Here is a 26832-nt window from a genome sequence, read left to right on the forward strand (position 1 = left end):
CGCAGGTAGGTCGGAAAGGTCAGCCAACCCGATCAGAGGTTTTCGTAGCGGTTCATGTCCAGCACGCCCGCCTCGACCGGTTCGGTCTCCTTGATATAGCTGTTCAGGTCATGGAAGTAGCGCCAGAACTCAGGGTGACTGCGACGCACACCCCAACGCATGACAATGCGCTCGAACTTCGCCGCATCATCCTTCGCATACTCCATGTCTTCGACAAACTCCGCCACATCCCTGGTCGGGATGTTGAAGATGAAGTTGGGGTAGCTGCTGAGCACGCCCGGGTACAGGGTCAGCGTGTCGAGGCCAGGCTGGTAGCGGTAGGCTTCCCCCAGCAGGAACGCCACATTGCTGTGCGCGCGGTTGCGCAGCAGGCTGTACACCTGGCGCTGACCGCCCTGCCCTTCGATGCGCAGCATGGTTGCCTCAGGCAGTTGGTTGATCACCTTCAGCCCGGCAGCCGGGCGCGAGACCAGACGGCTCAGCGACTGCTCGGCATTGCGAAACTCTTCGCTGGACTGCGGCCGTGAGCAGAACGCGCCCTGGCAGCGGTTGATCGGATCCGGCGCGGCGTTCAGGCTCCCGGTGCGCTGCAGCAGCTTCAGGCCGAAGTCGCGTTTGGGGTTGCGCGGGTCGAGCTTGATGCCGCTCGGGGTGTCGGTGTCGATGTCTTCATAATCCATCCACATCTTCACCTTGCCGCTGTTCTGGTACCAGTCACCCAGGATCGCCTTGCGCTGGTCGGCCGGCATCAGGCGCAAGAAGTTGACCTCGGCACCGTTGCGGATCAGGTCGAAGTACAGCCGCGTCTGCAACTGGTGCGAAACATTGCCGTACACATCGAAGTTGACCGCCAGCTGGTAGTAGGTGCGTTCGAACAGCGGGTAGTCGAACAACCACACGGTCAGTGGCACGTCACCGATCAGACCCTTGGTGACCGATGCGCTGTCGAAGTGGCGGAAGATGCTGAGCAGTGCATTGTCGTTGCCGGCCCACAACGTTGACCATCCCGGTGCCGGCATTTCGGCATAGGCTTCTCGGCGCAGTTTCTCGTACTCGTTACGCTTGTCGCGGTAGGCGTGCCACAGGCTCAGCACGCTGCCCACGTCATCGATCTGGCCAGGCATGGCCAGCAACGGCGTGGCCTCACCACGGTACTGGGCATCGGTGATGTAGCGGTCGTGGGCCGGCTCCTGGAACAGCGCCCAGAAATTGTCCCGGATCACGTCGGTAGCGATCTGCCCACGGCAAACCGGGCCACGGATGAACGTGCGCACGAAATACTCGGCGTTATCCAGCATGAACTGGTAGCGCGCGACCGCCGGGATCGCTTCGAAGGTTTCGAACGGGTTGGCGCGGTGGCGAGGGCCATAACCAGGCAGCGCACTGGCATGCCAGTCGCCCGCGTAGAACAGCTGCTTCACACGCTTGAGCTTTTGCGGCCCCATCGGGTAGGTGATGTGCGTCTTGTGCACGATCACGCCCTGCACCGGGATCAACCGGTAATAGAAATCGGTGCCCGGCGGGTCATTGGGCCGCCGCGTAGCGATGATGTCGACCGGCTTGCCGCTTGGGGTGCGTGACCGCACCCACTGGAAGAAGTGGCCTTGCTCACCCCCAACAAAGTAGATGTGCGCCAGGAACAGGTGTTCGTACAGCCAGCGGCCAACCAGCGCCTCGGTTGAACCCGGGCGGTTGAGCAGTTCTTCCCAGTCGGCGATCTGCCTGGCTTCGTTCGCGCTAGGCTGGATTGGCTGGTACTCCACCGGCGCACCTGCGGCCAGCCAGCGGCGCATCGTGTCGTATTCCTTGTCGGTCAACCCGGTTACCGCCAGCGGCATGCCCTCCTTGGGGTGTGCGCCGGCGTACGCGTCGAACTCATGCGGCAATGGGCACATGTTGTTGCGGTTCAGGCCCAGGACGATTTCCTCGGGCAACTTGGCGTTGGGCGTGAGTGGGGTCTTGTGCCCCAGCTCGAGCATGCGCGCCATCAGCGCGGCCTGGCTGCCCTGGTTGTCGAGCACCGAGTAGAAGCCCTTCTTGCGCCACTCACCCTCGCTGTGGGCATCGTAGAACAGCCGTGTGGTAGGCACCGCCTGGCTGCGCTCGCCCTGGTACACCGGGACCTTGCTGGCCCCGCGCACCGCGCCTTCGGGGCTTTCCAGCTTGAGCTGGCAGGCGGCGTCGTTGCAGGCGTGGCAGGCCACGCACTTCTCGGTAAAGATCGGTTGAATGTCCCGGGTGTAGGAAATAGCCGGGCTCGACTGGGGGGCTTGCCCGAACACCGCGCCGCTGATAAGCAGGGCGAAAGCGCCGGCAAGGATACGATGCACCATGTGCGGAAAGTCCTGGTTCTTGAAAGCCATCACGAGTTGTTGCCTGGTCGTCCCTGGGTGCCGAGCCTCGCAGGCGCCGCCCAACATGAGCAAATTTCATGCAAATGGGCGATACACCTAAAAACCGCGCAGCTTTGTTATGATTCCGCACCTTCTGATATTCGCCCGACCAGGTAGTTCCTATGTCCGACCGCAGCGCTCGTCTCCAAGCACTCCAGAACGCACTCAAAGAGCGCATCCTGATACTCGACGGCGGCATGGGTACTATGATCCAAAGCTACCGTCTGGAGGAACACGACTATCGTGGCACGCGTTTCGCCGATTGGCCAAGCGATGTGAAGGGTAACAACGACCTGTTGCTGCTCAGCCGCCCGGACGTGATCGCTGCCATCGAGAAGGCCTACCTGGATGCGGGTGCCGATATTCTCGAAACCAACACCTTCAACGCCACGCAGATTTCCCAGGCCGACTACGGCATGGAGTCGCTGGTCTACGAGCTCAACGTCGAAGGTGCGCGCATTGCCCGCCAGGTGGCTGACGCCAAGACCCTGGAAACCCCGGACAAGCCGCGCTTCGTTGCCGGCGTGCTCGGCCCGACCAGCCGCACCTGCTCGATTTCCCCTGACGTCAACGACCCTGGCTACCGCAACGTCACTTTCGACGAACTGGTGGAAAACTACGTCGAGGCTACCCGCGGCCTGATCGAGGGCGGCGCCGACCTGATCCTGATCGAGACCATCTTCGACACCCTCAACGCCAAGGCCGCGATTTTCGCTGTGCAACAAGTGTTCGAGGACGACAAGGTCGAACTGCCGATCATGATCTCCGGCACCATCACCGACGCTTCCGGCCGTACCCTGTCGGGGCAGACCACCGAAGCGTTCTGGAACTCGGTGCGCCATGCCAAGCCGATCTCCGTGGGCCTTAACTGCGCCCTCGGCGCCAAGGACCTGCGCCCGTACCTGGAAGAGCTGGCTACCAAGGCCGACACCCACGTGTCCGCCCACCCCAACGCCGGCCTGCCGAACGCCTTCGGTGAGTATGACGAAACCCCGGCCGAGATGGCCGTGGTGGTCGAGGAGTTCGCCGCCAGTGGCTTCCTCAACATCATCGGCGGTTGCTGCGGCACCACCCCAGGCCACATCCAGGCCATTGCCGAGGCCGTGGCCAAGTACAAGCCGCGCGAAATCCCGGAAATCGCCAAGGCCTGCCGCCTGTCGGGCCTGGAACCGTTCACCATCGATCGCCAGTCGCTGTTCGTCAACGTCGGCGAGCGTACCAACATCACCGGCTCCGCCAAGTTCGCCCGGCTGATCCGTGAAGAGAACTACACCGAAGCCCTGGAAGTCGCCCTGCAGCAGGTCGAGGCCGGCGCCCAGGTGATCGACATCAACATGGACGAAGGGATGCTCGATTCCCAGGCCGCCATGGTTCGCTTCCTCAACCTGATCGCCGGCGAGCCCGACATCTCGCGGGTGCCGATCATGATCGACTCGTCCAAGTGGGAAGTGATCGAAGCCGGCCTGAAGTGCATCCAGGGCAAGGGTATCGTCAACTCCATCTCCATGAAGGAAGGCGTCGAGCAGTTCAAGCACCACGCCCGCCTGTGCAAACGCTACGGTGCTGCCGTGGTGGTGATGGCCTTCGACGAGGTCGGCCAGGCCGATACCGCCGCGCGCAAGAAGGAGATCTGCCAGCGCAGCTACGACATCTTGGTCAACGAAGTGGGCTTCCCCCCGGAAGACATCATCTTCGACCCGAACATTTTCGCCGTGGCCACCGGCATCGAGGAACACGACAACTACGCTGTCGATTTCATCGAGGCCTGTGCCTACATCCGTGACCACCTGCCCCATGCGCTGAGCTCGGGCGGTGTGTCCAACGTGTCGTTCTCGTTCCGTGGTAACAACCCGGTGCGCGAAGCGATCCACTCGGTGTTCCTCTACCATGCCATCCAGAACGGCCTGACCATGGGTATCGTCAACGCCGGCCAGCTGGAGATCTACGACGAAATCCCGGCGGCACTGCGCGAGAAGGTCGAGGACGTAGTGCTCAACCGCACCCCGCATGGCACTGACGCCCTGCTGGCGATCGCTGACGATTACCGCGGCGGCGGCGCCACCAAAGAAGTTGAAAACGAAGAATGGCGCTCGCTGCCGGTGGAAAAACGCCTGGAGCATGCACTGGTAAAAGGCATCACCGCCTTCATCGTCGAAGACACCGAAGAATGCCGCCAGCAGTGCGCACGCCCGATCGAAGTGATCGAAGGCCCGCTGATGAACGGCATGAACGTGGTTGGCGACCTGTTCGGCGCCGGCAAGATGTTCCTGCCGCAGGTCGTCAAGTCGGCCCGCGTAATGAAGCAGGCCGTTGCCCACCTGATCCCGTTCATCGAAGCCGAGAAAGGCGACAAGCCGGAAGCCAAAGGCAAAATCCTCATGGCTACCGTCAAGGGCGACGTGCACGACATCGGCAAGAACATCGTTGGCGTGGTGCTGGGCTGCAATGGTTACGACATCGTCGACCTTGGGGTGATGGTGCCTGCCGAGAAGATCCTGCAGACCGCCCGCGAGCAAAAGTGCGACATCATCGGCTTGTCCGGCCTGATCACCCCGTCGCTGGACGAGATGGTCCACGTCGCCCGCGAAATGCAGCGCCAGGGCTTCGAGCTGCCGCTGATGATCGGCGGTGCCACCACCTCCAAGGCCCACACCGCAGTCAAGATCGAACCCAAGTACAGCAACGACGCCGTGGTCTATGTGACCGATGCCTCACGCGCCGTGGGCGTGGCCACTCAGTTGCTGTCGAAAGAGCTGAAACCAGGCTTTGTCGAGAAGACCCGCCAGGAATACGTGGAAGTGCGTGAGCGCACCGCCAACCGCAGCGCCCGCACCGAGCGCCTGAGCTACGCCCAGGCCATCGCTGCCAAGCCGCAGTACGACTGGGAGAACTACCAGCCAGCCGTGCCCTCCTTCACCGGCGTCAAGGTGCTGGAAGACATTGACTTGCGCACCCTGGCCGAATACATCGACTGGACCCCGTTCTTCATCTCATGGGACCTGGCAGGCAAGTTCCCGCGCATCCTCACCGACGAAGTGGTCGGCGAGGCTGCCACTGCGCTGTACAAGGATGCCCGCGAGATGCTCGACAAGCTGATCGACGAGAAGCTGATCAGCGCCCGGGCGGTGTTTGGCTTCTGGCCAGCCAACCAGGTGGCCGATGACGACATCGAAGTCTACGGTGAAGACGGCCAGCCACTGGCCACTCTGCATCACCTGCGCCAGCAGACCATCAAGCCGGACGGCAAGCCCAACTGGTCGCTGGCCGACTTCGTTGCGCCCAAAGCCAGCGGCGTGACCGACTACGTGGGTGGCTTCATCACCACCGCCGGCATCGGCGCCGAGGAAGTGGCCAAGGCGTACCAGGACAAGGGCGATGACTACAGCTCGATCATGGTCAAGGCCCTGGCCGACCGCCTGGCCGAAGCCTGTGCCGAATGGCTGCACGAGCAAGTGCGCAAGGAGCACTGGGGCTATGCCCGCGACGAGCACCTGGACAACGAAGCGCTGATCAAGGAGCAGTACAGCGGCATACGCCCGGCCCCGGGCTACCCAGCCTGCCCCGACCACACCGAGAAGGAGACCCTGTTCCGCCTGCTCGATGGCACTGCCATTGGCGAGACCGGGCCGAGCGGCGTGTTCCTTACCGAGCACTTCGCCATGTTCCCGGCGGCGGCGGTCAGCGGCTGGTATTTTGCCCACCCGCAGGCGCAGTACTTTGCCGTGGGCAAGGTCGACAAGGACCAGGTCGAGAAGTACAGCGCGCGCAAAGGCCAGGATGTGAGTGTGAGCGAGCGCTGGCTGGCGCCCAACCTGGGGTACGACAGCTAAGACCGTTGGGGCTGCACTGCAGCCCCGATAGCCACCTACACTGTCCCTGACTGCCTCTGATTCTTCAGGAGCCACCATGGACGATTCCAGCCAGGGCAAACCCCCGACCTTCTGGCAGATGCTGCACAGCATCCTCGCCGCCGCCTTCGGCGTGCAAAGCGGCAAAAACCGCGCCCGTGACTTCACCCACGGCAAGGCCAGCCATTTCATTGCGCTGGGAACGCTGTTTACCCTGGTGTTCATTGCCGTGCTGATCGGCCTGGTGCAGTTGGCCCTGCACCTCACCCGCTAGCCCGTCATGGCCTCATCGCCGACAAAACAAAAGCGCCTGCGGGACTTCTTCCCGCAGGCGCTCTGGCTGCATCACGGTCTTGAGTTTCAAGTCACTGGTGGCTGACCCAATACACGGCAGTCACTACAACCAGCGCGATCAGGCAGAGGATCGCCCAGGCATCTACACTGCTGTCAGCTTTGCGGACCTTGGTTGGGTTTCCCATTGCATTGCCTCTTGTAGTGGTTATGGGAATGCACTTCACAACCAGCAGTTAAGACGAGCAATGCCCTTCCCTCAAGCAAGGTCTTTCAATATTCGACCGGTGACGTCAGAAACGGGTACTGGTAGCCCGGTGGCCGCCCTTCGGCGCTGTAACGCTGGAAATCGACGCCGTAGTCGTCCCGTTGCAACAGTTTCAGCCAGCGCCTGGCCTTGGCCCGGTCAATCACCTGCAAAACCGGCGCGTTGTGCTCGCGCAGGCCGTCGCGGTTAATGGGCAGCCCTTGGGCGTCATCGTGCAGCATCACCATGGCCCAGCCACCAAGGCTGAAGTGCCCCCCCATCAACACACTGAGGCGCCCATCGATACGCGCCCGCAAGGCTTCGGGTGAATTGTTGACAGCACTGAACAGCACGTCGCGCCCCGGTACCCGCCCGGCCTCCTCGAACGCCCGCATGGCCCCGAAGGCCATCTCGTCATTGGCCGACCACACCAGGCGGGTGGCCGGGTAGCGCTCCAGCAACTGCTGCGCCTGCTCGTAGGCACGCTGGCGGCTCCAACCGCCATCCACCACCTGACGCAGGCGCACCTGTGGGAAGTCGGCCAAGGCACGGCGCATGCCTTGCTCGCGCAACTGCGAGGCCGGGGTGGTCTTGACCCCGGCAAATGCCACCAGGTCTACCGGCAGGCTGTCGCGAGGCAACTGCGCTACCATCTGGTGCAGCATCTGGAAGCCGGCCTGCTCGTCGTTGCTCATCAGCGTGCCCAAGGGTTCGGCATACTTGTCGGGCTGGGCCTGGATACTGCGAACCTGGCTGGCAGTCAGGCCATTGTTGACCAGCAGCAGCTTCACCCCTGTGCCACGTGACAGGCGCAGGATCTCGGGCGCCACGTATTGCTCATTGACCAGCACTAGGTAGTCCGGCCGCTGCGGCCCGGCGAGGATTGCCCTGGCCTGGGTCAGCGCCAGGTCGGCACGCCGCTCGCTGTATTCCACCCGCAAGGTCATGCCCAGGTCGTCGGCGGCGGCCTGCATGAAGCGGCTGTAGCTGGTCCAGAAGTTCTCGGTGGACAGCCCTGGGTTGAGGAACACCACCGAAGCCGCTTGCGCGCTTGCCGCCAGTGGCAAGGCAAGCGACAGGCTTTGGCACAACACCTTGAGCATGGGCTGACATTCCTGCAATGCAAACACCGGATTATACCCACCAGGCTCCGGGCCGCGCATAAATGGCAGTCAGTCTCACATAGTCCATTTGGTTCTTTTCATATGCAAAAACATCACTTTAGCGCATAACCGCAACCTGCTATCGTTCCCCGGCTCCGTACCGGAGTGCGCGGCCGTGCGCGCGAATAGCTGCATGCCTGAGACAGGACTTTTATGTACGTATACGACGAGTACGATCAGCGGATCATCGAGGACCGCGTCAAGCAGTTCCGGGATCAGACCCGCCGCTACCTGGCCGGTGAGCTGAGCGAAGAAGAATTCCGCCCTCTGCGCCTGCAGAACGGCCTATACATCCAACGTTTCGCGCCGATGCTGCGTGTCGCCGTGCCGTACGGCCAGCTGAACGCCAACCAGGTCCGCACCCTGGCCAAGATCGCTCGCGACTACGACAAGGGCTACGCCCACATCTCCACCCGCCAGAACGTGCAGTACAACTGGCCGGCGCTGGAAGACATCCCGGATATCCTCGCCGAGCTGGCCAACGTGCAGATGCACGCGATCCAGACCAGCGGCAACTGCCTGCGCAACACCACCACCGACCAGTTCGCCGGTGTTGCCGCAGACGAAATCATCGACCCGCGCCCGTGGTGCGAAATCGTCCGCCAGTGGACCACCTTCCACCCGGAATTCGCCTACCTGCCGCGCAAGTTCAAAATCGCCATCAACGGCTCGCAGGAAGACCGCGCCGCCATCGAGGTGCACGACATCGGCCTGGAGCCGGTGCGCAATGCGGCTGGCGAGCTGGGCTTCCGCGTGCTGGTCGGCGGCGGCCTGGGCCGTACCCCAGTGGTCGGTTCGTTCATCAACGAGTTCCTGCCGTGGCAGGACCTGATCAGCTACCTCGACGCCATCCTGCGCGTGTACAACCGTTACGGTCGCCGTGACAACAAGTACAAGGCGCGGATCAAGATCCTCGTCAAGGCGCTGACCCCGGAAGTGTTCGCCGAAAAGGTCGAGGCCGAAATGGTCCACCTGCGTGGCGGTAACACCACCCTGACCGAAGCCGAAGTACAGCGGGTATCGCGCCACTTCGTCGACCCGGAATACCTGGCCCTCGACAACTTCGACTACGCCGCCCAGGACGCTGAGTTCCCAGGCTTCGCCCGCTGGCGTTCGCGCAACACCCGCGCCCACAAACGCCCGGGCTACGTGGCCGTGACCCTGTCGCTCAAGCCCACCGGGGTTGCCCCGGGCGACCTCACCGACAAGCAGCTGGACGCCGTTGCCGACCTGGCCGAGCGCTACAGCTTCGGCTTCCTGCGGACTTCGCACGAGCAGAACATCATCCTCGCCGACGTCGAGCAGCGCCAGCTGCACGCACTGTGGATGGAACTGCGCGAAGGTGGCTTCGCCACGCCGAACATCGGCCTGCTGACCGACATCATCTGCTGCCCGGGCGGTGACTATTGCTCGCTGGCCAACGCCAAGTCGATCCCGATCGCCGAATCCATCCAGCGCCGCTTCGACGACCTGGACTACCTGTTCGACATCGGCGAAATCGACCTGAACATCTCCGGCTGCATGAACGCCTGCGGCCACCACCACGTGGGCCACATCGGCATTCTTGGCGTGGACAAGAAGGGTGAGGAATTCTACCAGGTGTCGCTGGGCGGCAACGCCGCGCGCGGCGCAAGCCTGGGCAAGATCCTCGGCCCGTCGTTCGCCCAGGATGCAATGGCCGACGTGATCGAGAAGCTGATCGCCGTGTACGTCGAGCAACGTACCGAGGAAGAGCGTTTCATCGACACCTACCAGCGTATCGGTATCGACCCCTTCAAGGAACGCGTCTATGCAGCGAATCATTAAGAACAACCAGATCGTCGACGAAACCTGGCACCTGCTGCCCAAGGACTTTTCGTTCGACGAGCTGACCAACTGTGACGACTACATCGTCCCGCTGCAGATGTGGCGCGACCATGCCCATGTGCTCAAGGCCCGTGATGGCGGCCTGGGCGTATGGCTGGACAGTGACCAGGAAGCGGAAGAAATCGGCGAAGACGTGCAGCACTTCCAGGTCATCGCCCTGAACTTCCCGGCCTTCACCGACGGGCGCAGCTATTCCAATGCGCGCCTGCTGCGTGACCGCTATGGCTTCAAGGGCGAGCTGCGCGCCATTGGCGACGTACTGCGCGACCAGCTGTTCTTCATGGCCCGTTGCGGTTTCGATGCATTCGCCATCCGTGCCGATAAAGACCCTGAAGACGCGCTGCAAAGCCTGAAGGACTTCTCGGTGACCTACCAGGCCGCGACTGACGAACCGCTGCCACTGTTCCGCCGCCGCTGATCGTCCCGCTCCAGCGAACAGCCCGCCCCTCGGCGGGCTGTTTCGTTTACAGGCCGTGGCGCTGAATGGCATCGCGGCTCAACGCCAGCAGAAGCTGGTGTTGCACAGCTTCACGCTCAGCGCAGATTTGCTCGATTTGCGCGAGATAGTCGCCGTCACTCAGCGTTTTCCATTGCGTGAACAACGTATCCAAGCGCTGCTGGAACGGCACCTCCATCTGGCTGAAGCGCGCCGCCTGGTGTTCGTGCAGGTAGGCTTGCCAGAAGGTTCGATCTGCCAGAGCCTGTGCCAAGGCGTGTGGTGTTTCCTCCCGCAGAACCTCGTTGCGTGCAGCGTCCAGCTCGTCAGGGCCCACCCCGCTGACACTCTGGTACATCAACTTGTCAGGCTGCGCAGGGAGGTCGAGGCTATCCGCAAGCTTTACGCGATAGGTCAAATACACCTCGACGGGATCGACAGAATGCTGCTCAGCAATATGCCGGGCCGCAATTGCGTTGACTTTGTCCAGGCGGGCTAAAGAACGCCCCAGCTTCACCAGTGCCCGCTCTTTGTGCAACCCATTGCCAGCTGTTCCAGCCCTGGCGACCATCGCGCCAATCTCCAGTTCGCTGAGCGTAAGCAGTAACTCGTCACTGCAACTGCGCGGCCGGCTAACTTGCTCGAACAGGCTCGCACGCACTTCAGCGTGCTGCTCGCAGGCATCAAGGATGTGCCACACCCGCAACTGAAGGTCGCGGGGCTGCTCGCGGTATTCACGCAGGCCCTGCAAGTCTGAAATGAACCGGAACAGATCACTCGCGCCGTCCTCCCGGTACAAGCGGGCCCAGAGCGCCAATCGCGCCTCGCGCTGCGCCGGGGAAAACCCCGACAGCCAAGGGGAGGCAGCGCTCGGGCCCGACGATGGGTGAGGCGCAAGCCGACGTGCAGGTGACCCGGCGGACGCTCTGGCCAATTGCAGGCGCTGCACGGTCTGATCCGAGAGTGGGTTGTCGTGCAGCTCCAAGCCCTGCAACAAGCGAAGCGGCAGCGCAGACAATGCCTCTGGCAGCGTGTGGATCTGATTGTCACGCATGTCCAGCAATTCCAGGTTGCCGTGCCTGGCCAGGTCAACAGGTAATTCGCCTAGCCCGGTGTTGCGCAAGGACAACCGGCGCATCATCGGGAACGATGCCAATGGCGGCAGCAAGCCGACCGGGTTACCGTTCAACTCGAGGCGGCGTAGCCCCTCGAGCTGGCTGAAGCGTAGGTTGTCGTCGCGGGTCAGTACGATCTGGTTGTCAGCAAGGCGCAGGTTTCGCAATTCGCCCAGTTGCTCGATGCCAGCCGGAAGCCGGGTCAGCTGGTTGCCCCGCAAATCCAGGTTACGCACCTTGCTGAAGCGAACCAGGAAGCCCGCCTCGACGCTCGTCGCCCGCATATCGCGCAATGTGAGGTGTGTGATGTGGTCGAAAGACACATTCTCAGGCAAGGCCGGCAGATTGCCCACCCGCTCACCCACGATGGTCAGGTGGTAATCACCCGCTACATCACCCGGCGTCGCGCGCTGCCAGCTCATCATGATGCGCCTGGCAACCTTGATCCGGCGCCAGCGGCGAACCAGGTTCAGCCCTGGCTCACTCCGCCAGGCGTGCAATGCCTGCTTGAGGCTGGCCTTGGCTTGTAACAGTTGACTGACATGGTTCCACGGCTCTACACCCCGCCGAGCCAGGTCTTGCAGGTATGCCTGCAACTCTTCACCGGTCATCAGCGGGAACACATGATTCAAGGTGCGCCGCAGCGCCTGGCGGGTCCCCGACAGGTGGCCACTGAGCGGGTAGCCCAAGCGCCCATCGAACAACCGCAAAGGGGGGCGAACGCCTTGCCCCACCGGGGCCAGACCAATCATTCCGGCCGCCGCCTCCCGCTCGGCAAGGGCATCGCCCACCCCGCCCTGCACGAGCTTTTCGGTATCAGCATTTACCGCAGCAGGCTGCCGCAACCCTGCCAAGGCGCGATCAATCCGGCTGTCACGTACGGCCCAACGTGCTCGCTCCGCCAGGGTAAGCGGCACCCGTCCCGCATCATTCAGGCGCTCGAGCTCGACACTGTTGGCGTGCTCGACAATTTCTCGAGCGCAGCGATGGGAAAGGCCAGGGAAGTCGCGCATCAGCACCTGGTCCGCAGCGTTCGGGTTGACCTGCCGCTCGTTGAACACCTCCTCGAATGCCTCACCCCGCAGAGTCGGAAACTCATCGTGCAGGTGCCAGCGCTCGATGGCATCGAGCAAACGCGCCGGGGGTGCGGCGCTCTCCAGAACCAACCGGCGCAGCTGGTCAGCGTCGTAACCGGTAACCTGCAAGGCAAAGGCTGCCGCCTCGTCGGAAACAGCCGCCGTGCGGCTGGCAAGCCGGCGAACCATGTAGGCGGCGTCCTGCCAGCGCTGGGGTTGCTCGAACTCATGCACCCATCCCCCGGCACCATTGTGCTCGAGTGCAGGTACATAGGCCCCCGGCCTGGACGGGTGATGAATCCGCCATGCTCCATCGTCGCCTTCACTTACCTCATACACCGCATCGTGCAGGCGCCTCAGCGAACGGCCATTTTCATTGATGGCCTGCCCTGCCGTCAGGTCGATGCCCGCTAGCTGGTAGCCTGGCAAATCCGGATCACACAGACGTAACTGGCCATCCGCCAGGCGTACCGGCACCAGCGCATCCACGCGTGCCACGCGCTGGGCGAGCTTGCCGAGTGCCGCCGCCCCTGCAGCCGTCAACGCCCCTGTCGCCACCGTTTCCGCCACGTTGAACAGGTGGCCCAAGGCAGCATTGCGATCACCCAACTGCCAGTCCTGGTACCCTTCGTACACTTCGCCCGCCAACTGCGCGACCGTAAGCCCGAGCATGGCCTGGCCCAACCCGGGCACAAACAGCGCTGCCAGGCCTGCCACGCTGAGCCCCAGGTCAAGATAACCTTGCAGACGTGCCTGGCGGTCGGCGATATCCTCATCCTCCGTTGATACCGCCAATACCCGTGCATCATCCAGCATCTTGTCGAGCAGCGCTTTGCGTAGCGCGGTGAACACGTTGCCTTCGACCGCAAAGCAGCGGCCATCCAGCTCGAGCGGTAAAACAGTATTGCCCTGCTTCAGCAGCGCGTTCAGGGCCGTGTAGAAAGCAACGCGGTCCCGCTCTGCGACAAAGCGCTGAAAGCACTGGCGATACGCTTCGTCACGCATGCGCACACCCAGCGTCAGGTACAACAGTTCCCAGTTGGCATGCCAGCTCACCGCGGCGTACCGGTCCTCAGGCAACCATGCGATAACGCCAACCAGACGGGCGTTCTGACGCACTTCGATCGCCAGTGCGCCAATGATCTTCTTGCCCAGCAGCCTCAGGGTGTGGCACCTCACAACGGTGTCCTCGGCAGGCCCTGACGCTGCTTCGACAACGTGGCGGATACGCTGATACGTCAACTCGTCAATGTCGCCCTTTACCCTGGCGACAACCGCGTCAAGCTCCAGCCTGGCGCTCAATGCCTCCTCCATGATGGCCTCGACCTGCCCCCCGGCCATGCTTTCGGTTTCCAGCTGCGATTGCAGATGGCGTTGATAATGTCGACCGATATCGAGGCTGCGACAGAGCTGGGCGAATACCTCAACGCTCAATGGCAGCCTCTTTCCAGTCGCATTGACCAGCTGTGACCCTGTGGCGAACCAGCCCGGTCGCGTTTCATTTTCGTGGAAATTGTGCAGTGCCGCCGAAAGCAGCGACTGGGTACTTTCGACCCGGGTCGAGGAGGATGGCAAAGCCGGCGATATCGGCGGATTTCGTCGCAGGGTCACCAGCCTGACCCGGGCCAGGCGTAGGTCTACCTGAGTGATGGAGCGCGCCGCGAGCGCGCTTTTGAGCCGCGCCTCGGCGAATTCATCCAGAGGCTCGAGCGCCTGCAACCTGGCGTGGAGTTGTTCCTGCGCCCGCTGCTGACGCAACGAAGCTGCGCGCAACAGTGTCAGGTGTTCGACGCGAGCGCGCGTTACCCAACCCGGCAGATGACTGGCAATCAGCGCATCGATGGAGTCGGCAGGTATCACAGAAGGAATCATGGGCAGTGTGTCCGCTTGATAAAAGCGTTAGCTGACCAAGGTCTCACCCTGTTCTGGCCATACTTATGTAATGAAGGCCTGGGTGAAACGCGATTCTTGCCCGCAGGTCAAAGGACTTTGACGCAGCAGCCGCTTATTCGATGGCCTGCGAACCTGCACACTGGCTGCTAAAGGATTCAACCCCACTTCCCAGGAGTAAGCCCATGAGCGTTCCTTCCTTCGGCCTCGGTACCTTCCGACTCACTGGCCAAACCGTCATCGACTCGGTCAAATCGGCCCTTGAGCTGGGCTATCGGGCCATCGACACCGCACAGATCTACAAGAATGAAGCTGAAGTCGGCCAAGCCATCGCTGAAAGCGGCGTACCGCGCAGCGAGCTTTTCATCACCACCAAGATCTGGGTCGACAACTACGCGGCGGACAAGCTGATCCCGAGCCTGCGCGAAAGCCTGAAGAAACTGCGCACCGACTACGTCGACCTGCTGCTGATCCATTGGCCAGCCCCAGGCAATGGCGTAGGGTTGCCGGAATACATGACCGCACTGGCCGAAGCGAAGACGCTGGGCCTGACCCGCCAGATTGGCGTGTCCAATTTCAACATCGCACTGACTCGCCAGGCCATCGAAGTGGTTGGCAAGGGCGAAATTGCCACCAATCAGATCGAGCTCAGCCCGTACCTGCAGAACAGCAAGCTGGCTGGCTTCCTGAAGGAACAAGGCATTACCGTTACCTCATACATGACCCTGGCCTACGGCAAAGTACTGAACGACCCGGTACTGGGTGAAATAGCCGACAAGCACAAGGCGACCGTCGCCCAGGTTGCCCTGGCCTGGGCCCTGCAACTGGGCTATGCGGCAATTCCGTCGTCGACCAAGCGCGAAAACCTGGCCAGCAACCTGCTTGCCATTGGCTTGAAGCTGGACCCTGACGACATGGCTCGCATCGCCACGCTTGAACGCAATGGTCGCGAAGTCAGCCCGGATGGCCTCGCCCCCGCGTGGGATTGACACTCGCGCAGTCACCAGCAGCCGGGGGTTGGTGTGAGAACCGCCCCCACATTGCCCACCCCTGCTGCCGGCAGGCACGGGCCTGTTGAACGTACGATGCGCCACCGTTGCACCTGGCGAAATTGTGAAGTCCCCGGCCCGGGCATTCTCGCCCAGGCATTCAGCTACTACCCTCCTACCTACCCTTCACCCCTTAGGAGTAGCCCAATGCCCCGCCCACCTCTGCCGCCTTTCACCCGCGAAAGCGCCATCGAAAAAGTACGCTTGGCCGAAGATGGCTGGAACAGCCGCGATCCGGCCAAGGTCGCGCTCGCCTACACCCCTGACACGGTCTGGCGTAACCGTGCGGAGTTCCCCCGTGGCCGTGCCGAGGTCGAGGCGTTTCTGACCCGTAAATGGAACCACGAACTGGAATACCGCCTGATCAAGGAGCTATGGGCATTCACCGGTAATCGCATTGCCGTGCGCTACGCCTACGAGTACCGCGACGACAGCGGCCAGTGGTTCCGTGCCTATGGCAACGAGAACTGGGAGTTTGTCGAAGACGGGCTGATGCACAACCGCCATTCCAGCATCAACGAACACCCCATCAGCGAAGCCGAGCGCAAGTTCCACTGGCCGTTGGGGCGACGCCCGGATGATCATCCAGGGCTCAGTGAGCTTGGGTTGTGACGTCGCTGAGTCCACCTCGTGGGCCACTGGCAATGCGCTTTCCAGCGGCCCTCTCGCCGCGTGCGTCACGGCTCAACTGAACGCAACGGCGCCGCCCTGCCGCATCGCCCAGACAAAAAACGCAAACCACTAGTTGCGCAGCATCCCGGACAAGGCGTGTACAGTACCCCTGAAACAATGCCCGCAAAGGAGCCCGGCACATGACCGTGACGCTGTCCCCCCTGCAGATAGACTGCGATTTCGACTCCGGCAACATCCAGGTCCTGGATGCCAGCAACCCCGCCCAGGTGCGTCTGGCAATCCGCCCGGATAGCCACAGCGGCCACTACCAGTGGTTCCACTTCAAGGTCAGCGGACTGACGCCGGGGCAGGTCCATCGCTTCAGCCTGGACAACGCCTCAGGCTCTTCTTACAAGAACGCCTGGAGTGGCTACAACGCCGTGGCCAGCTACGACCAGCAAAACTGGTTCCGCGTGCCCAGCCAGTTCGACGGCACGGCGCTGTCGTTCGAAGTGAAGGCCGAACAGCCGCAAATCTGGTTCGCCTACTTCGAGCCCTACCCCCGCGCCCGCCACAACCAGCTGATCGAACGCGCCCGGCAGTTGCCCGGCGTCGCATTGCTGGCCAGCGGCCGCAGCGTGCAGGGCCGGGACATTCCCCTGCTGCGGGCCGGTGACGGTGCCGATGGCAAGCGCAAGCTGTGGCTGATCGCCCAGCAGCACCCGGGCGAGCACATGGCGGAATGGTTCATGGAAGGCGTAATCGACCGCCTGCAGGCCAACGATGCGGTGGTCCGGCAACTGCTGGCCAAGGCCGACCTGTACCTCATCCCCAACATGAACCCCGACGGCGCCTTCCTCGGCCACCTGCGCACTAACTTCAAGGGCAAGGACCTCAACCGCGCCTGGCAGGACGCCAGCGTCGAACTCAGCCCGGAAGTGTTCTTCGCCCAGGCACAGATGAAACAGTACGGGGTGGATGCGTTCATCGACGTGCATGGCGACGAAGAAATCCCGCATGTGTTCACCGCCGCCTGCGAGGGCAACCCGGGCTACACACCACGGCTGGCAAACCTAGAAGAGCAGTTCCGCAGTACGCTGTGCAGCGTGACGCGCGACTTCCAGACGGTGCACGGCTATACCCCCGACGAACCCGGGCAGGCGAACACGACGCTGGCTTGCAATGCCGTCGGCATGGCGTATGACTGCCTGTCGCTCACCCTTGAAATGCCGTTCAAGGACCATGATGACGCGCCTGATACCGTTACCGGCTGGTCTGGGGCACGTTCGAAGGCACTGGCCGGAGCGGTGCTGGAGACGCTGGCGAAGATGGTTGGCGACTTGCGCTGAACGCGCCTTGCGCAGCGCAGTTGGGCACCGTTGCCTTGCTCTGCTGTTCAGGTCACGAGGCTCTGTGCAGGGGGCACGGTGATCTGGCCTGCAGGACAAGGCAGTTCCCACACGGTACACGGATCGTGGCAGCCGGGACTTGCGTCAGAACTGCACATCCAGAACAACGCTGTCGGTATAGCTCGCCGCCGGCGGCGTGGCCTGGTCGGTGTAGACCCTGGCGTTGTAGTTGAACACCTGGCTCCCCGTGCCAGTTCCTGCTCCCGGGTTCACATCCGCATCACTGCTGGCACGCCGTGCCGCTCCCGAAGCCCCCCAGCGCACGGCCCCGGCACTTTTGAAAATGTCGTACGCCAGGTAGTTGTTGGCCGTGGATTTCATCCGCCGTCGCCCGCTGGCCACGTTCAACCCATCATCCAGCCCCACGGTGTAGTTGCTACCCTTGGTGCAAGATACGCTCAGGCTCTGGCTCACCGTAGCGAACCCCGCCACCACCGGCGCGCTGCCAAAGCTTATGTTCGGTGTGGTGATCTGGCAGTCGTTGGTCACCGTCAGGCTCACCGTGAGGCTTTGCGTACCCGAGCCAGTGTCCCGCCCGATGCAAAGCCCCCCGATGGCAATCCCTTCACAATAGTTCCACGACCAGCCCAGGCTCAAGGTTTCCTGATACAGGCCTGCCGCGACGTTGCTGCCAACCTGCGTGCGGATGTACAACGGCACGGTCTTCGGCGTGCCGCCGAGCAGCCCGAGCAAGTCGAGAATACCGGTACGGCCGAACTCGAATGCCACATTGCGGGTAATCGGAAAGTTGGTGGATGAATCGGCATACAGCGTGTAAGGGATGACATCGCCGGTTGGCCCTACCAGACCTCCCGTGGCGGGCAGTACAGTGAGCTTGAACGAGTCGGTGGCGCTGAGTACGCTCAGCACGGTACCGTTGCACTGCAGGCCTGCGTTGGTGGTGGAGCCCGTCTGTACCGTGGAGCGCACCTGGGTCGAATTGAGCGACCCAAACAGCACCGGCGCAGTAGCCACCACCGCACACTTTGCCCAGGCCGACCCCGCGCACAGCAGCAACGCACAGGCCGACATCACACGCCAGGCGGGCTTCATCTGCACACCAGCGGGCCGATCAGCGGGATCGAACCTTCGGCCTCGGGCAAGTCGAAGGTCACCTGGCAATGCCCACCTCCCTCGACTTCGACCTGCAGGCGGTTTTGCGGTGAGAGGTTTTCCAGGTACACCAGGCCATCCCAACCGACCACTGCCTGGCTGCCGCTTTGCTCATGGGTGACGCGGCTGCCCAGCTTGAGCGGTTGCTGGTTGGCGTCCACCAGTTCGATGCTGGCCGCCAGCACGCGCCTGAGCGGAAACTCCAGCAGATAGCCGCTGCCCCGGCGCACTGCCACACGCTGTTCCACCTGCGGCGCAAGGACATCCGGCGGCAGGTCCATCGGGTCGATCTCATATTTGCCCCGGTAATAGCCACTGCTATAGGGCACCAGCAAGTGGCCGCCGGCATCGGTGCGGCCGACCTCCTGGTTTTCGTAGCGCACCGGCACGTTGGCGTAACCGTCGGTGCTGACCACCACGAACGCATCGTCGATGCGGTTAGCGGCAAACAAGCCGGCATCCATCCACACCAGCGAGCCACTGGCGTCGGCCCAACGCGTCATCTCGCCGCTGCTGCCGTATACACCGGCCTGCAACTGAACCGACTGCAGGCGCCAGGTGACATCGGCCTGGCGATAGGCATCACGGTCACTGCCGGCGGCATAACCCAGGTTATAGCCGACACCACTGCCCACCGGCACTGCACGGCTGTAGTTGACCCGCTGCAGGGTTTCACCTGTGTTGCTGCGCTCCATGCCCAAAGCCAGCGTGCCGTGGGTGTCGAACGGAATCACCAGTTGCGCCTGCACCGCCCACTGGCTGTCACCGACTTCGCGGTTGGCTGACAGGTAGACGCTGCTATTGCCCCACAGCGGCCTGCTGTAGCTCAGGTTGATCAGCCGGGTGCGCGTACCGTCCCCTGCGCGCACGTCAAAGTAGCCCGCGCCGATGTTGCCATATTCGTTGAGGTTGAGGCTGAGGGTGACCTGCTCGCTGCTTTTGCTCAGCTGCATGTCCGGGGTATCGACGCGGGTCAGGTCGGCATAATCACCGTGGCGTTGCAGGCGCTGGTAGCTGAAGCCGATGCGCTGGCTGTTGTACTGGTAGCCGAGCGCGACCTGGTGGCCTTTGTCGCCGTCGAACTGGCTTTGTGCGAGGGCGGCATTGAGCACGCCGAAGTTGCCCAGCCGCATGTTGCCGCCCAGGCCTCCAAGCATCAGCGACTCAGCGGTCTCGGCATGGGTTTCCAGGGTGAACGTATCGCTCACGCCGTAACGCAGGTTGGCCGATGCAACGCCCGGCCCGTAGCCGAAGTCACGCACGCCATAATCGCGACGCAGGCTACCGGCTGCGACCGAGTAATCCGACAGGCCTTTCTGCAACAGGCTACTGGTGACGTAGAACGGCAAGGTGGTCGACACCTGTCGGCCAAGGGCATCGGTGGTGACCACCACCGCTTCACCCGCACCGTTGATGAACGGCACGTTGGTCAGCGTGTAGGGGCCTGGCTGCAGCTCGGCGGAGCTGGACTTGTAGCCGTTGATGAACAGGTCGAGCGAGGTCGGCACCGCCGCCTCGCCGGCAAACGCCGGCAATGGGTAGGTGACCAGGTCGGGCCGCGCGGCAAAGTCACGCGACAGTTGCAAACCGCCGACGCGCACCGAGCTGGTCCAGGGCAAGGCACCGGTCACGAAGTCACCCGCTTCATAGGTCAGCAGGCGCTGCTCGTCCGTGAACCGCCAGGTGGTGTCGTATCGCAGAAAGCCCTGGCGCGAATCGTCTGCCTGCGCCCCGTTGAACGACTGGCGCCATTGGCCAGTGCTGGAGAAAATGCCCCAGCTGTCGAACAGACGCAGCTCGTTCCAGGCCGCCAGGTAGGTGCCGCCATCATCGGTGTCGTTAAGGTACAGGTCGTAGTTGAACAAGGCGCCGAAGCTGCTGCGCGCATCGCTGGGCGGGTAAAGGCTGCGCTCACCCACCTGCTGGTCTGGCAACCAGGCCGGCGGTACCTGCAACAGCAGGCGCTGGTTCTGGCTGTCGTAGTCGGTGTGCAGCCCGCTGACAGCGTCCAGCGCTATCTCTCCCTGGGGGTTGCCCGGCAATGACACGCCGGCAGCCCGCAGCACCTCGCTGTCCAGGTACAACCGCCCGGCCCGTTGCTGCACGGGTATCAGCTCAGCCCTGGGCATCTGGTTCACCATCAGGTCGAGGTACAGGGTGGCGTCGGCGATGGCAGCCATCTCCGTGGGCGGCGGTGGCAGGTCGTCGGCCAGCACCAGGCCGGAGCCGGCCATGGCCAGCCCCAAACACCAGCGGCGCGTCGTCGCCGATAGCCAGCTCACACACGGTTTCCAACCATTGCCGGGTCCTCCCTGGCCCCTGCGCAGCATTCATTCGGTGGATCATTGGCCTTGGCGGATAGCGTCGGCGCTACTCTGCCCGTTTACCCGGCCCTTGAGCACGCTGCCGGCATTGGTCGCCGCGGGGGCGGGCCAGCGCATGCTGGCGCCCGGCAGCACATAGCCGAGCAAGCCCTCGACCAGCGGTTTGCTCTGGCTGCCTTGCTGCAGCACCACGTCAGTCAGGCGCGCATGTACCGGGCCGGTGTTGCGCAGCTCCACATAGGGCTTGCCCTGCACCGTTACCGGGCGCCAGCTGAGCTGCGGCTTGCCCACCCCCTCGGCATTGCGCTTGCCCTCCGGGTCCGCCTTGCCCCACAGGCCCTCGCCGTAAACGAACAGCGGCACGGAGTAGCGCATCTGCAGGCGGATGGCCGCCGTGGTGCCGGGGCCGGCCTTGTCGACGGGAATAGCGGGCGGGATTTCATCGATAATGATGCGGTAGGCCTGCTCCTGGCCAGCAGGCGAAGCGCCGGTGCGGGTCAGGCGGATAAGCTGCTTTTGCCCGGGAGCGATATTCGCCACCGGGGGGCTGCCGATAATCTCGCGCTGCGCCTGAAACTGCTCCTGATAGTCACCCTGGCGCCAGGCGAATACCCGCACCTGCAGGTTGGCGGGGTCAGTGCCACGGTTTTCCAGCCACAATGCACCTGCCTTCTGGTCGGCCTCCAGCACCGGGTCGATGGGCCAGATCAGCACCGAGGTGGCCGCCCCGGCCGGCTGGCTTGCCAGCCACAACAATCCAATCAACCCACGCGCCCACTTCGCGCCTGCCGCCATGAAACTCTCCTTAAACACTGGTCAGGGTGCCGCTGGCATTCACCAGGTCACCGTCACTTGCACCACATCGGTATACGTCCCTGCCGGGAGCGTACCGGTCAACTGCACCCGCCCGTAGACCGGCAGCTTGATGGCGGTTGCATCGGTATAGCTCACCGCTGCGCTCTGGCCTATCCCCAGGCTCTGGGTGTATGCCGCGTCTCGGTACAGCTGGTAGGCCAGCACTTGCGTCCCGCTGGTGTTCTTCAGGTTGCGCGTACCACTGGCGCTGTTCTGGCCGCCGTCCAGGCTCATGCTCAAGGCAACCCCTGGGGTGCACTGGAACGTCACCGTGGTGCCGCCCAGCGAAGTGCTGAGAAGCCCAGTGGACAACGCCGACTGGGTACCATAGTTCAGAACCCCGTAGTTGGTGACACCACCCACCACCAGGCAACCGGCGACAATCTGCGCCGACACCGTGAAAGTGCTGGTGGTTGCCGCATCCAACGGTGCGGCCAGCAGCACACCGATGCCGGTCAGGCCACCCGCCAGCCAGCCACGCATGGCTCAGAACGACAACTCGACTGCCACCGTATCGGTGTACACCCCGGCCGGCAGCCCGGCCTTGCCGCGCGCCTGGCCGTACAGGTTGACGGTTTGCGCCACGCCGGTACTGGTCGGCAAAGTGATGGTGCCGTCGATGGCCAACAGGGTCGTGCGACCGGCGTCGGTGTAGAAATCGTAGGGCACGAAGTTACCCGCGCCATCCGCCAGGGCACGGGTGCCGCCGGTCGACTGGCCATCGTGGCTGCCTGCACGCACGCGAATCGCCGGCACTGTACCCGCCGAGCAGAGGATGCTCATTGCCCCGCCACCGCCGCCAAGCACCTGGGCATTGGCCGTAGTGAACAAGGCATCCTGGGTGCCGAAGTTGAGGGAACCGAAATTCAACCCAGAGGTGCCCGAACTGCCGTTGACCTGGCACGCCGCAGTTAACGTCAGCGTCGAGTTGATGGTCCCGGTCACCGTGGCGGCCTGGGCCTGCGAGGCCAGGGCCAGGCCCAGACCGGCGAGGATGCAGCATGATAGGTTCGTTCGCATCGGAGTCTCCTTGCGTTGTTACCAGTCCAGGGTCACCCTGAGGGTGTCGCGGTACAGCCCGGCCGGCAGCCCGCGCGGTTGCGCCACGACCACGCCGTAGATGGGGATCGGTATCTGCTGGGTGCTGCTGATGGTGAAGGCGCGGGCCTGGCCGATGCCGTAGCGGCTGTTGCCGCCTGGGTCGACCGCCAGTTGATAAGGGATCAGTTGGCTACCGTTGCTCAGGCGACGAATGCCGTCGTCGCCGTTCATGCCGCCATTGATGCGCACGTTGAAGGCACGTACCTCGGGTGTGCAACTGATCTGCAGGCTGCCCTCCCCGCCGGCCTCATCTACGCGGCTGCGCAATGGCTGCTCCCAGTTCGGGCCGCGCTCGCCAAAGTCCAGCAAACCTGGGTTGGCCAAGGTTGCCGGCTGGGGCTCATTGCTGCTGATCTGGCAGGCCGCGCTGATCACCAGCCGCGCCTGGATGAACCCGGTGCTGGTGCCATGCGCCTCACCGCCGGGTACCAACAGCGGCCCAAGGGACAACAGCAGGATCGAGGTGCGGGTGCGGTTCATGGCGTGCCGTCCTTGTGCATGATGGCGTCCCTACCAGGTAACCGTGACTTTGAGCAGGTCGGCATACAGGCCGGCGTTCGGCACCCAGGCCAGCTTGTCGATACGCGCATACAGCGGCAGTTCAACCGAGCCGCTGTCCGGCACCCGCGCCGACTGCGCCACATCCACCGCTAACGGCTCGCGCCAGGCCGCATCGCGGTACAGGCGATAGGGAATCGGCCGGGCATTGGTGTCATCACTGGCCAAAAAACGCACTTCGCCAACGCCGCCATGCTGGCCGCCGTCGACGCGTACTTGGTAGGGGGTATCGGGGTTGCACTCCAGGCGCGGCGGGCGCTGGTTCAGTAGCACACCGCTCAATGGCCCACCCGCGCCATCCAGGCGCGCGGCAGTGCCCAGGTCAATACGCCCCAGCGCTTGCGCACCCGCGTCGCGGGTCTGGTTCACCAGCATGCAGCCGCGCTGTACCAGCACCCGCACTTCCACGAGAAAATCCGCAGCTGCAGCACCGCTGCTCAACAGCAGGCCCAACAACCCGGCCAGAAAGCGTTCCGTCACCTTGTTGTCCCTTTCGCTCTATGCTGTTTTGAGCGTAGCAGCGAGGCGCAGACCCAACGGCCACGGCCTACCTTTTTTTCGTGTTAGCAACAAAGCGATAACCGCTCGCCAAAAAAACCATGCACAGTACAGAACCGTTGGTGTTTGATGGCCCTCCAATTGCCAAAGGCCGGCGAACGAGCAGATATTCTGATAGGGTATAGCTCCATCATCCTGCCTCAAACTCGTACGGCAAGCATGGACGAACAAGACAGGAGCGCTCAATTGATGACTGCAGACAGCACGCTCGCCCAAGCCGTAGAGCGTTGCGCACAGGAACCCATCCAGGTACCCGGCAGCGTCCAACCCCAAGGCTTCCTGCTGGTCGTCGACGAAGCCGACTTGCGCATCCTTCAGGCCAGTGAAAATGCCGAACGGTGGCTGGGCATACCCGCCAGGGAACTGATCGGGTGCCACTTCGCCGAGCTGGTCAGCGATGCCTTCGACCTGCGCCTGCACCTGAGACGGCTACCCGAGGACGAAGTCTTCCCATTCCACATCGGTGACGTACGCTTGCGCCAGGGCGCACCCCACAGCGCCCCCCTGCACGTGCTGGCCCATCGTCACGACCAGGTGCTGATTACCGAATTCGAATCGCCGCGCCTGCCAGCCGACCTGACCGGCCAAGGTGATTACTACCCGTTGGTGCGCAGTTTCGTCAGCACCTTGCACCTGGCTGGCAGTGTCGAGGATTTGCTGCAGCAAGCGGTGGTGCAGCTCAAGCGCATCACCGGCTTCGGCCGCGTCAAGGCTTACCGCTTCGACAGCGAAGGCAACGGCCAGGTGTTGGCCGAAGTGGCCGACCCCGGCTACCCCAGCTACCTGGGCCTGTGCTTCCCGGCCTCGGACATCCCGCGCCAGGCGCGCGAACTGTACCGAGTCAACCGTATCCGGGTGATCGAGGATGCCAACTACCAGCCCTCACCCCTCATGCCGACGGCCAACCCGCGTACCGGCAAGCCGCTGGACATGAGCTTTACCGTGCTGCGCAGCGTTTCGCCAGTCCACCTCCAGTACATGCGCAACATGGGTACCCTGGCGTCGATGTCACTGTCCATCGTGGTCGACGGTGAGCTGTGGGGGCTGGTCTCCTGCCACCATCATGAACCGCGCACGGTAGACCTGCGCACGCGAACCGCCTGCGAATTACTGGCCAGCGTACTGTCATTGCAGATCGAGTCCCGTGAGTCGCATGCCAGCACACAGAAACTGCTGGAGCTGCGCCAGCACATCGTGCGCATGATCTCTTCCATGGCCGACCATGACAGCGTCAGCGAGGGCCTGCTTAACCTGCCCGAGGTGCTGCTGGCGTTTGCCGGCGCCCAAGGCGCCGCCGTGATTTCGGCAGAGCGCTGCGACCTGATCGGCCAGACCCCGCCTGCCGCCCAGGTCACCGCCCTGGTGCACTGGCTGAGCCAGCGCTGCGAAGGGGCGGTTTTCCACAGTGACAACCTGCGTCGCGACATCGATGAGTTGCCAGAACTGGCAGACCATGCCGGTGGCGTGCTGGCGGTGGCCATCTCGCAGATCCATTCGCACTACCTGTTGTGGTTCCGCCCCGAGCAGGTGCGCACGGTGAACTGGGCGGGCCAGCCGAGCAAGCACGTGGGGCCGCAGGGCAGCCTTGGCCCGCGGCACAGCTTCGAACGCTGGCAGGAACAGCTGCAAGGATACTGCGAACCTTGGCACCCACTGGTCATCGAAGGTGTCCAGGAACTGCGCACTGCCGTACTCGGCATCGTCCTGCGCAAGGCCGAGGAGCTGGCGCAGCTCGCCGGTGAACTGCGCCGCTCGAACAGGGAGCTGGAGGCCTTTTCGTACAGTGTTTCCCACGACCTGCGGGCGCCCCTGCGGCACATCGCGGGTTATACCGAGCTGCTCGGTGAAATAGAGGGCCAGGGCCTGAGCGAGCGCGGCAAGCGCTTTCTGCAGCACATCGGCGAAGCGGCCAACTTTGCCGGCAGCCTGGTCGACAACCTGCTCAATTTCTCGCAAATGGGCCGCTCTGCCTTGCGCATGTCCGATGTTGACCTGAATGCCCTGGTCGAAGCCATCCGCAACGAACTGGCGCCGGACTACGAGGGCCGCGAAATCGTCTGGGACATCGCCCCGCTACCGAAGGTGATCGGCGACCCGGCATTCATCAACCTGGCCTTGCACAACCTGATTGCCAATGCCATCAAGTACACCCGGGGCCGTGAGCCTGCGCGTATTTCGGTCAGCGCAGAGCAACACCCGGACGAAACCGAGATCTGTATCCGCGACAACGGCGTGGGCTTCGACATGGCCTATGCCAACAAGCTGTTCGGCGTGTTCCAGCGCTTGCACCGCATGGAAGAGTTCGAAGGCACAGGGATTGGCCTGGCAAGCGTGCGCCGCATCATCGAGCGCCATGACGGCCGTGTCTGGGCCGAAGGCCAGATCGACCAAGGCGCCAGTTTCCACTTTTCCCTACCGCGCCAACCCGCAACTACCCGAGGCACCTGAATAACCATGCTCAAACCCATCCTGCTGGTCGAAGACAACCCACGGGACCTGGAGCTGACGCTCCTGGCGCTAGAGCGCAGCCAGTTGGCCAACGAGGTCATCGTGCTGCGTGACGGCGCCGAAGCACTGGACTACCTACTGCGCCGCAATGCCTATGCCACGCGCGACGACGGCAACCCTGCCGTTCTACTGCTGGACCTCAAGCTGCCCAAGGTCGACGGCCTGGAAGTGCTCAGGGAAGTGCGCGCCACCCCCGAATTGCGCAGCATCCCCACGGTGATGCTGACCTCTTCGCGCGAAGAACCCGACCTGCTGCGCGCCTACGAACTGGGCGTCAATGCCTATGTGGTCAAGCCGGTCGAGTTCAAGGAATTCGTCGCTGCCATTTCCGACCTCGGGGTATTCTGGGCCGTTTTGAACGAACCGCCACCCGGCTCGCTGCGGCTGAACCGTCGCGGTAGCAACTGAGGCCACCGCAAC

General features: G+C 63.2%; 19 protein-coding genes. 9 read left to right on the forward strand and 10 right to left on the reverse strand.

The genetic code is table 11. The features are described 5' to 3' along the window. Positions 1-32: 32 nt before the first annotated feature. A complete protein-coding gene (locus OO258_RS10660; protein ID WP_266030482.1) occupies positions 33-2333 on the reverse strand; it encodes a fatty acid cis/trans isomerase in 2301 nt (766 codons plus the stop codon). A 182-nt stretch (positions 2334-2515) separates the two neighbouring features. On the opposite strand from OO258_RS10660, the gene metH reads away from it, so the two are divergent. Next, positions 2516-6223 (forward strand): methionine synthase, encoded by a 3708-nt coding sequence (metH, locus tag OO258_RS10665; protein ID WP_266030304.1) that lies wholly within the window; start codon positions 2516-2518, stop codon positions 6221-6223. Between the two features lie 76 nt (positions 6224-6299). After that, positions 6300-6515 carry a DUF2970 domain-containing protein gene (locus OO258_RS10670; RefSeq protein WP_043201995.1) on the forward strand — a complete coding sequence of 72 codons (216 nt, stop codon included), beginning with the start codon at positions 6300-6302 and terminating at the stop codon, positions 6513-6515. Positions 6516-6805: 290 nt separating this feature from the next. Here the strand turns inward: OO258_RS10670 and OO258_RS10675 are convergent, their stop codons facing one another. Further along, positions 6806-7882, reverse strand: a complete 1077-nt coding sequence (locus OO258_RS10675; protein WP_266030307.1) for an ABC transporter substrate-binding protein — start codon at positions 7880-7882, stop codon at positions 6806-6808. Between the two features lie 213 nt (positions 7883-8095). Here OO258_RS10675 and OO258_RS10680 point away from each other — a divergent pair, with 213 nt between their 5' ends. After that, positions 8096-9748: a nitrite/sulfite reductase gene (locus OO258_RS10680; RefSeq protein WP_110745048.1), complete on the forward strand. Its 1653-nt coding sequence runs from the start codon at positions 8096-8098 to the stop codon at positions 9746-9748. Next, positions 9732-10226 (forward strand): DUF934 domain-containing protein, encoded by a 495-nt coding sequence (locus OO258_RS10685; protein WP_266030308.1) that lies wholly within the window; start codon positions 9732-9734, stop codon positions 10224-10226. The genes OO258_RS10680 and OO258_RS10685 overlap by 17 nt, the downstream gene beginning before the upstream one ends. A gap of 46 nt (positions 10227-10272) precedes the next feature. Here OO258_RS10685 and OO258_RS10690 read toward each other — a convergent pair whose 3' ends face one another. After that, positions 10273-14307 carry an NEL-type E3 ubiquitin ligase domain-containing protein gene (locus OO258_RS10690; RefSeq protein ID WP_266030309.1) on the reverse strand — a complete coding sequence of 1345 codons (4035 nt, stop codon included), beginning with the start codon at positions 14305-14307 and terminating at the stop codon, positions 10273-10275. 203 nt (positions 14308-14510) lie between these two features. Here OO258_RS10690 and dkgB point away from each other — a divergent pair, with 203 nt between their 5' ends. From dkgB to OO258_RS10705, 3 genes are all read left to right on the forward strand, one after another. Then, entirely contained in the window at positions 14511-15314 is an 804-nt protein-coding gene (gene dkgB, locus OO258_RS10695) for a 2,5-didehydrogluconate reductase DkgB (RefSeq protein ID WP_266030310.1), read from the forward strand. A 207-nt stretch (positions 15315-15521) separates the two neighbouring features. Then, positions 15522-15986 (forward strand): nuclear transport factor 2 family protein, encoded by a 465-nt coding sequence (locus OO258_RS10700; protein ID WP_266030311.1) that lies wholly within the window; start codon positions 15522-15524, stop codon positions 15984-15986. Between the two features lie 200 nt (positions 15987-16186). Beyond that, entirely contained in the window at positions 16187-17335 is a 1149-nt protein-coding gene (locus OO258_RS10705; protein ID WP_266030313.1) for a M14-type cytosolic carboxypeptidase, read from the forward strand. 144 nt (positions 17336-17479) lie between these two features. On the opposite strand, the gene OO258_RS10710 is transcribed toward OO258_RS10705, so the two are convergent. The 7 genes from OO258_RS10710 to OO258_RS10740 form a co-directional block, all read right to left on the reverse strand. Then, on the reverse strand, positions 17480-18448 hold the full coding sequence (locus tag OO258_RS10710; protein WP_266030314.1) for a spore coat U domain-containing protein: 969 nt from the start codon (positions 18446-18448) through the stop codon (positions 17480-17482). Further along, positions 18445-20742, reverse strand: a complete 2298-nt coding sequence (locus tag OO258_RS10715; RefSeq protein ID WP_266030483.1) for a fimbria/pilus outer membrane usher protein — start codon at positions 20740-20742, stop codon at positions 18445-18447. Before OO258_RS10715 ends, OO258_RS10710 begins: the two co-directional genes overlap by 4 nt. A 108-nt stretch (positions 20743-20850) precedes the next feature. Continuing rightward, positions 20851-21627 (reverse strand): molecular chaperone, encoded by a 777-nt coding sequence (locus OO258_RS10720; RefSeq protein ID WP_266030315.1) that lies wholly within the window; start codon positions 21625-21627, stop codon positions 20851-20853. 39 nt (positions 21628-21666) lie between these two features. Then, positions 21667-22170, reverse strand: coding sequence for a spore coat U domain-containing protein (locus OO258_RS10725; protein WP_266030317.1), 504 nt, complete (start codon positions 22168-22170; stop codon positions 21667-21669). Between the two features lie 3 nt (positions 22171-22173). Next, positions 22174-22707, reverse strand: a complete 534-nt coding sequence (locus tag OO258_RS10730) for a spore coat U domain-containing protein (protein WP_266030318.1) — start codon at positions 22705-22707, stop codon at positions 22174-22176. An 18-nt stretch (positions 22708-22725) separates the two neighbouring features. Beyond that, positions 22726-23268, reverse strand: a complete 543-nt coding sequence (locus OO258_RS10735; protein ID WP_266030319.1) for a spore coat U domain-containing protein — start codon at positions 23266-23268, stop codon at positions 22726-22728. 30 nt (positions 23269-23298) lie between these two features. Continuing rightward, complete coding sequence (locus OO258_RS10740; protein WP_266030320.1) at positions 23299-23826, reverse strand: spore coat U domain-containing protein; 528 nt, start codon at positions 23824-23826, stop codon at positions 23299-23301. Positions 23827-24093: 267 nt separating this feature from the next. Here OO258_RS10740 and OO258_RS10745 point away from each other — a divergent pair, with 267 nt between their 5' ends. Continuing rightward, a complete protein-coding gene (locus OO258_RS10745; RefSeq protein ID WP_266030321.1) occupies positions 24094-26352 on the forward strand; it encodes an ATP-binding protein in 2259 nt (752 codons plus the stop codon). A gap of 6 nt (positions 26353-26358) precedes the next feature. Beyond that, positions 26359-26820, forward strand: a complete 462-nt coding sequence (locus OO258_RS10750) for a response regulator (RefSeq protein ID WP_266030322.1) — start codon at positions 26359-26361, stop codon at positions 26818-26820. The last annotated feature ends 12 nt before the right edge of the window (positions 26821-26832 follow it).

Source organism: Pseudomonas sp. DCB_BI, from assembly GCF_026240995.1.
GTDB lineage: Bacteria > Pseudomonadota > Gammaproteobacteria > Pseudomonadales > Pseudomonadaceae > Aquipseudomonas.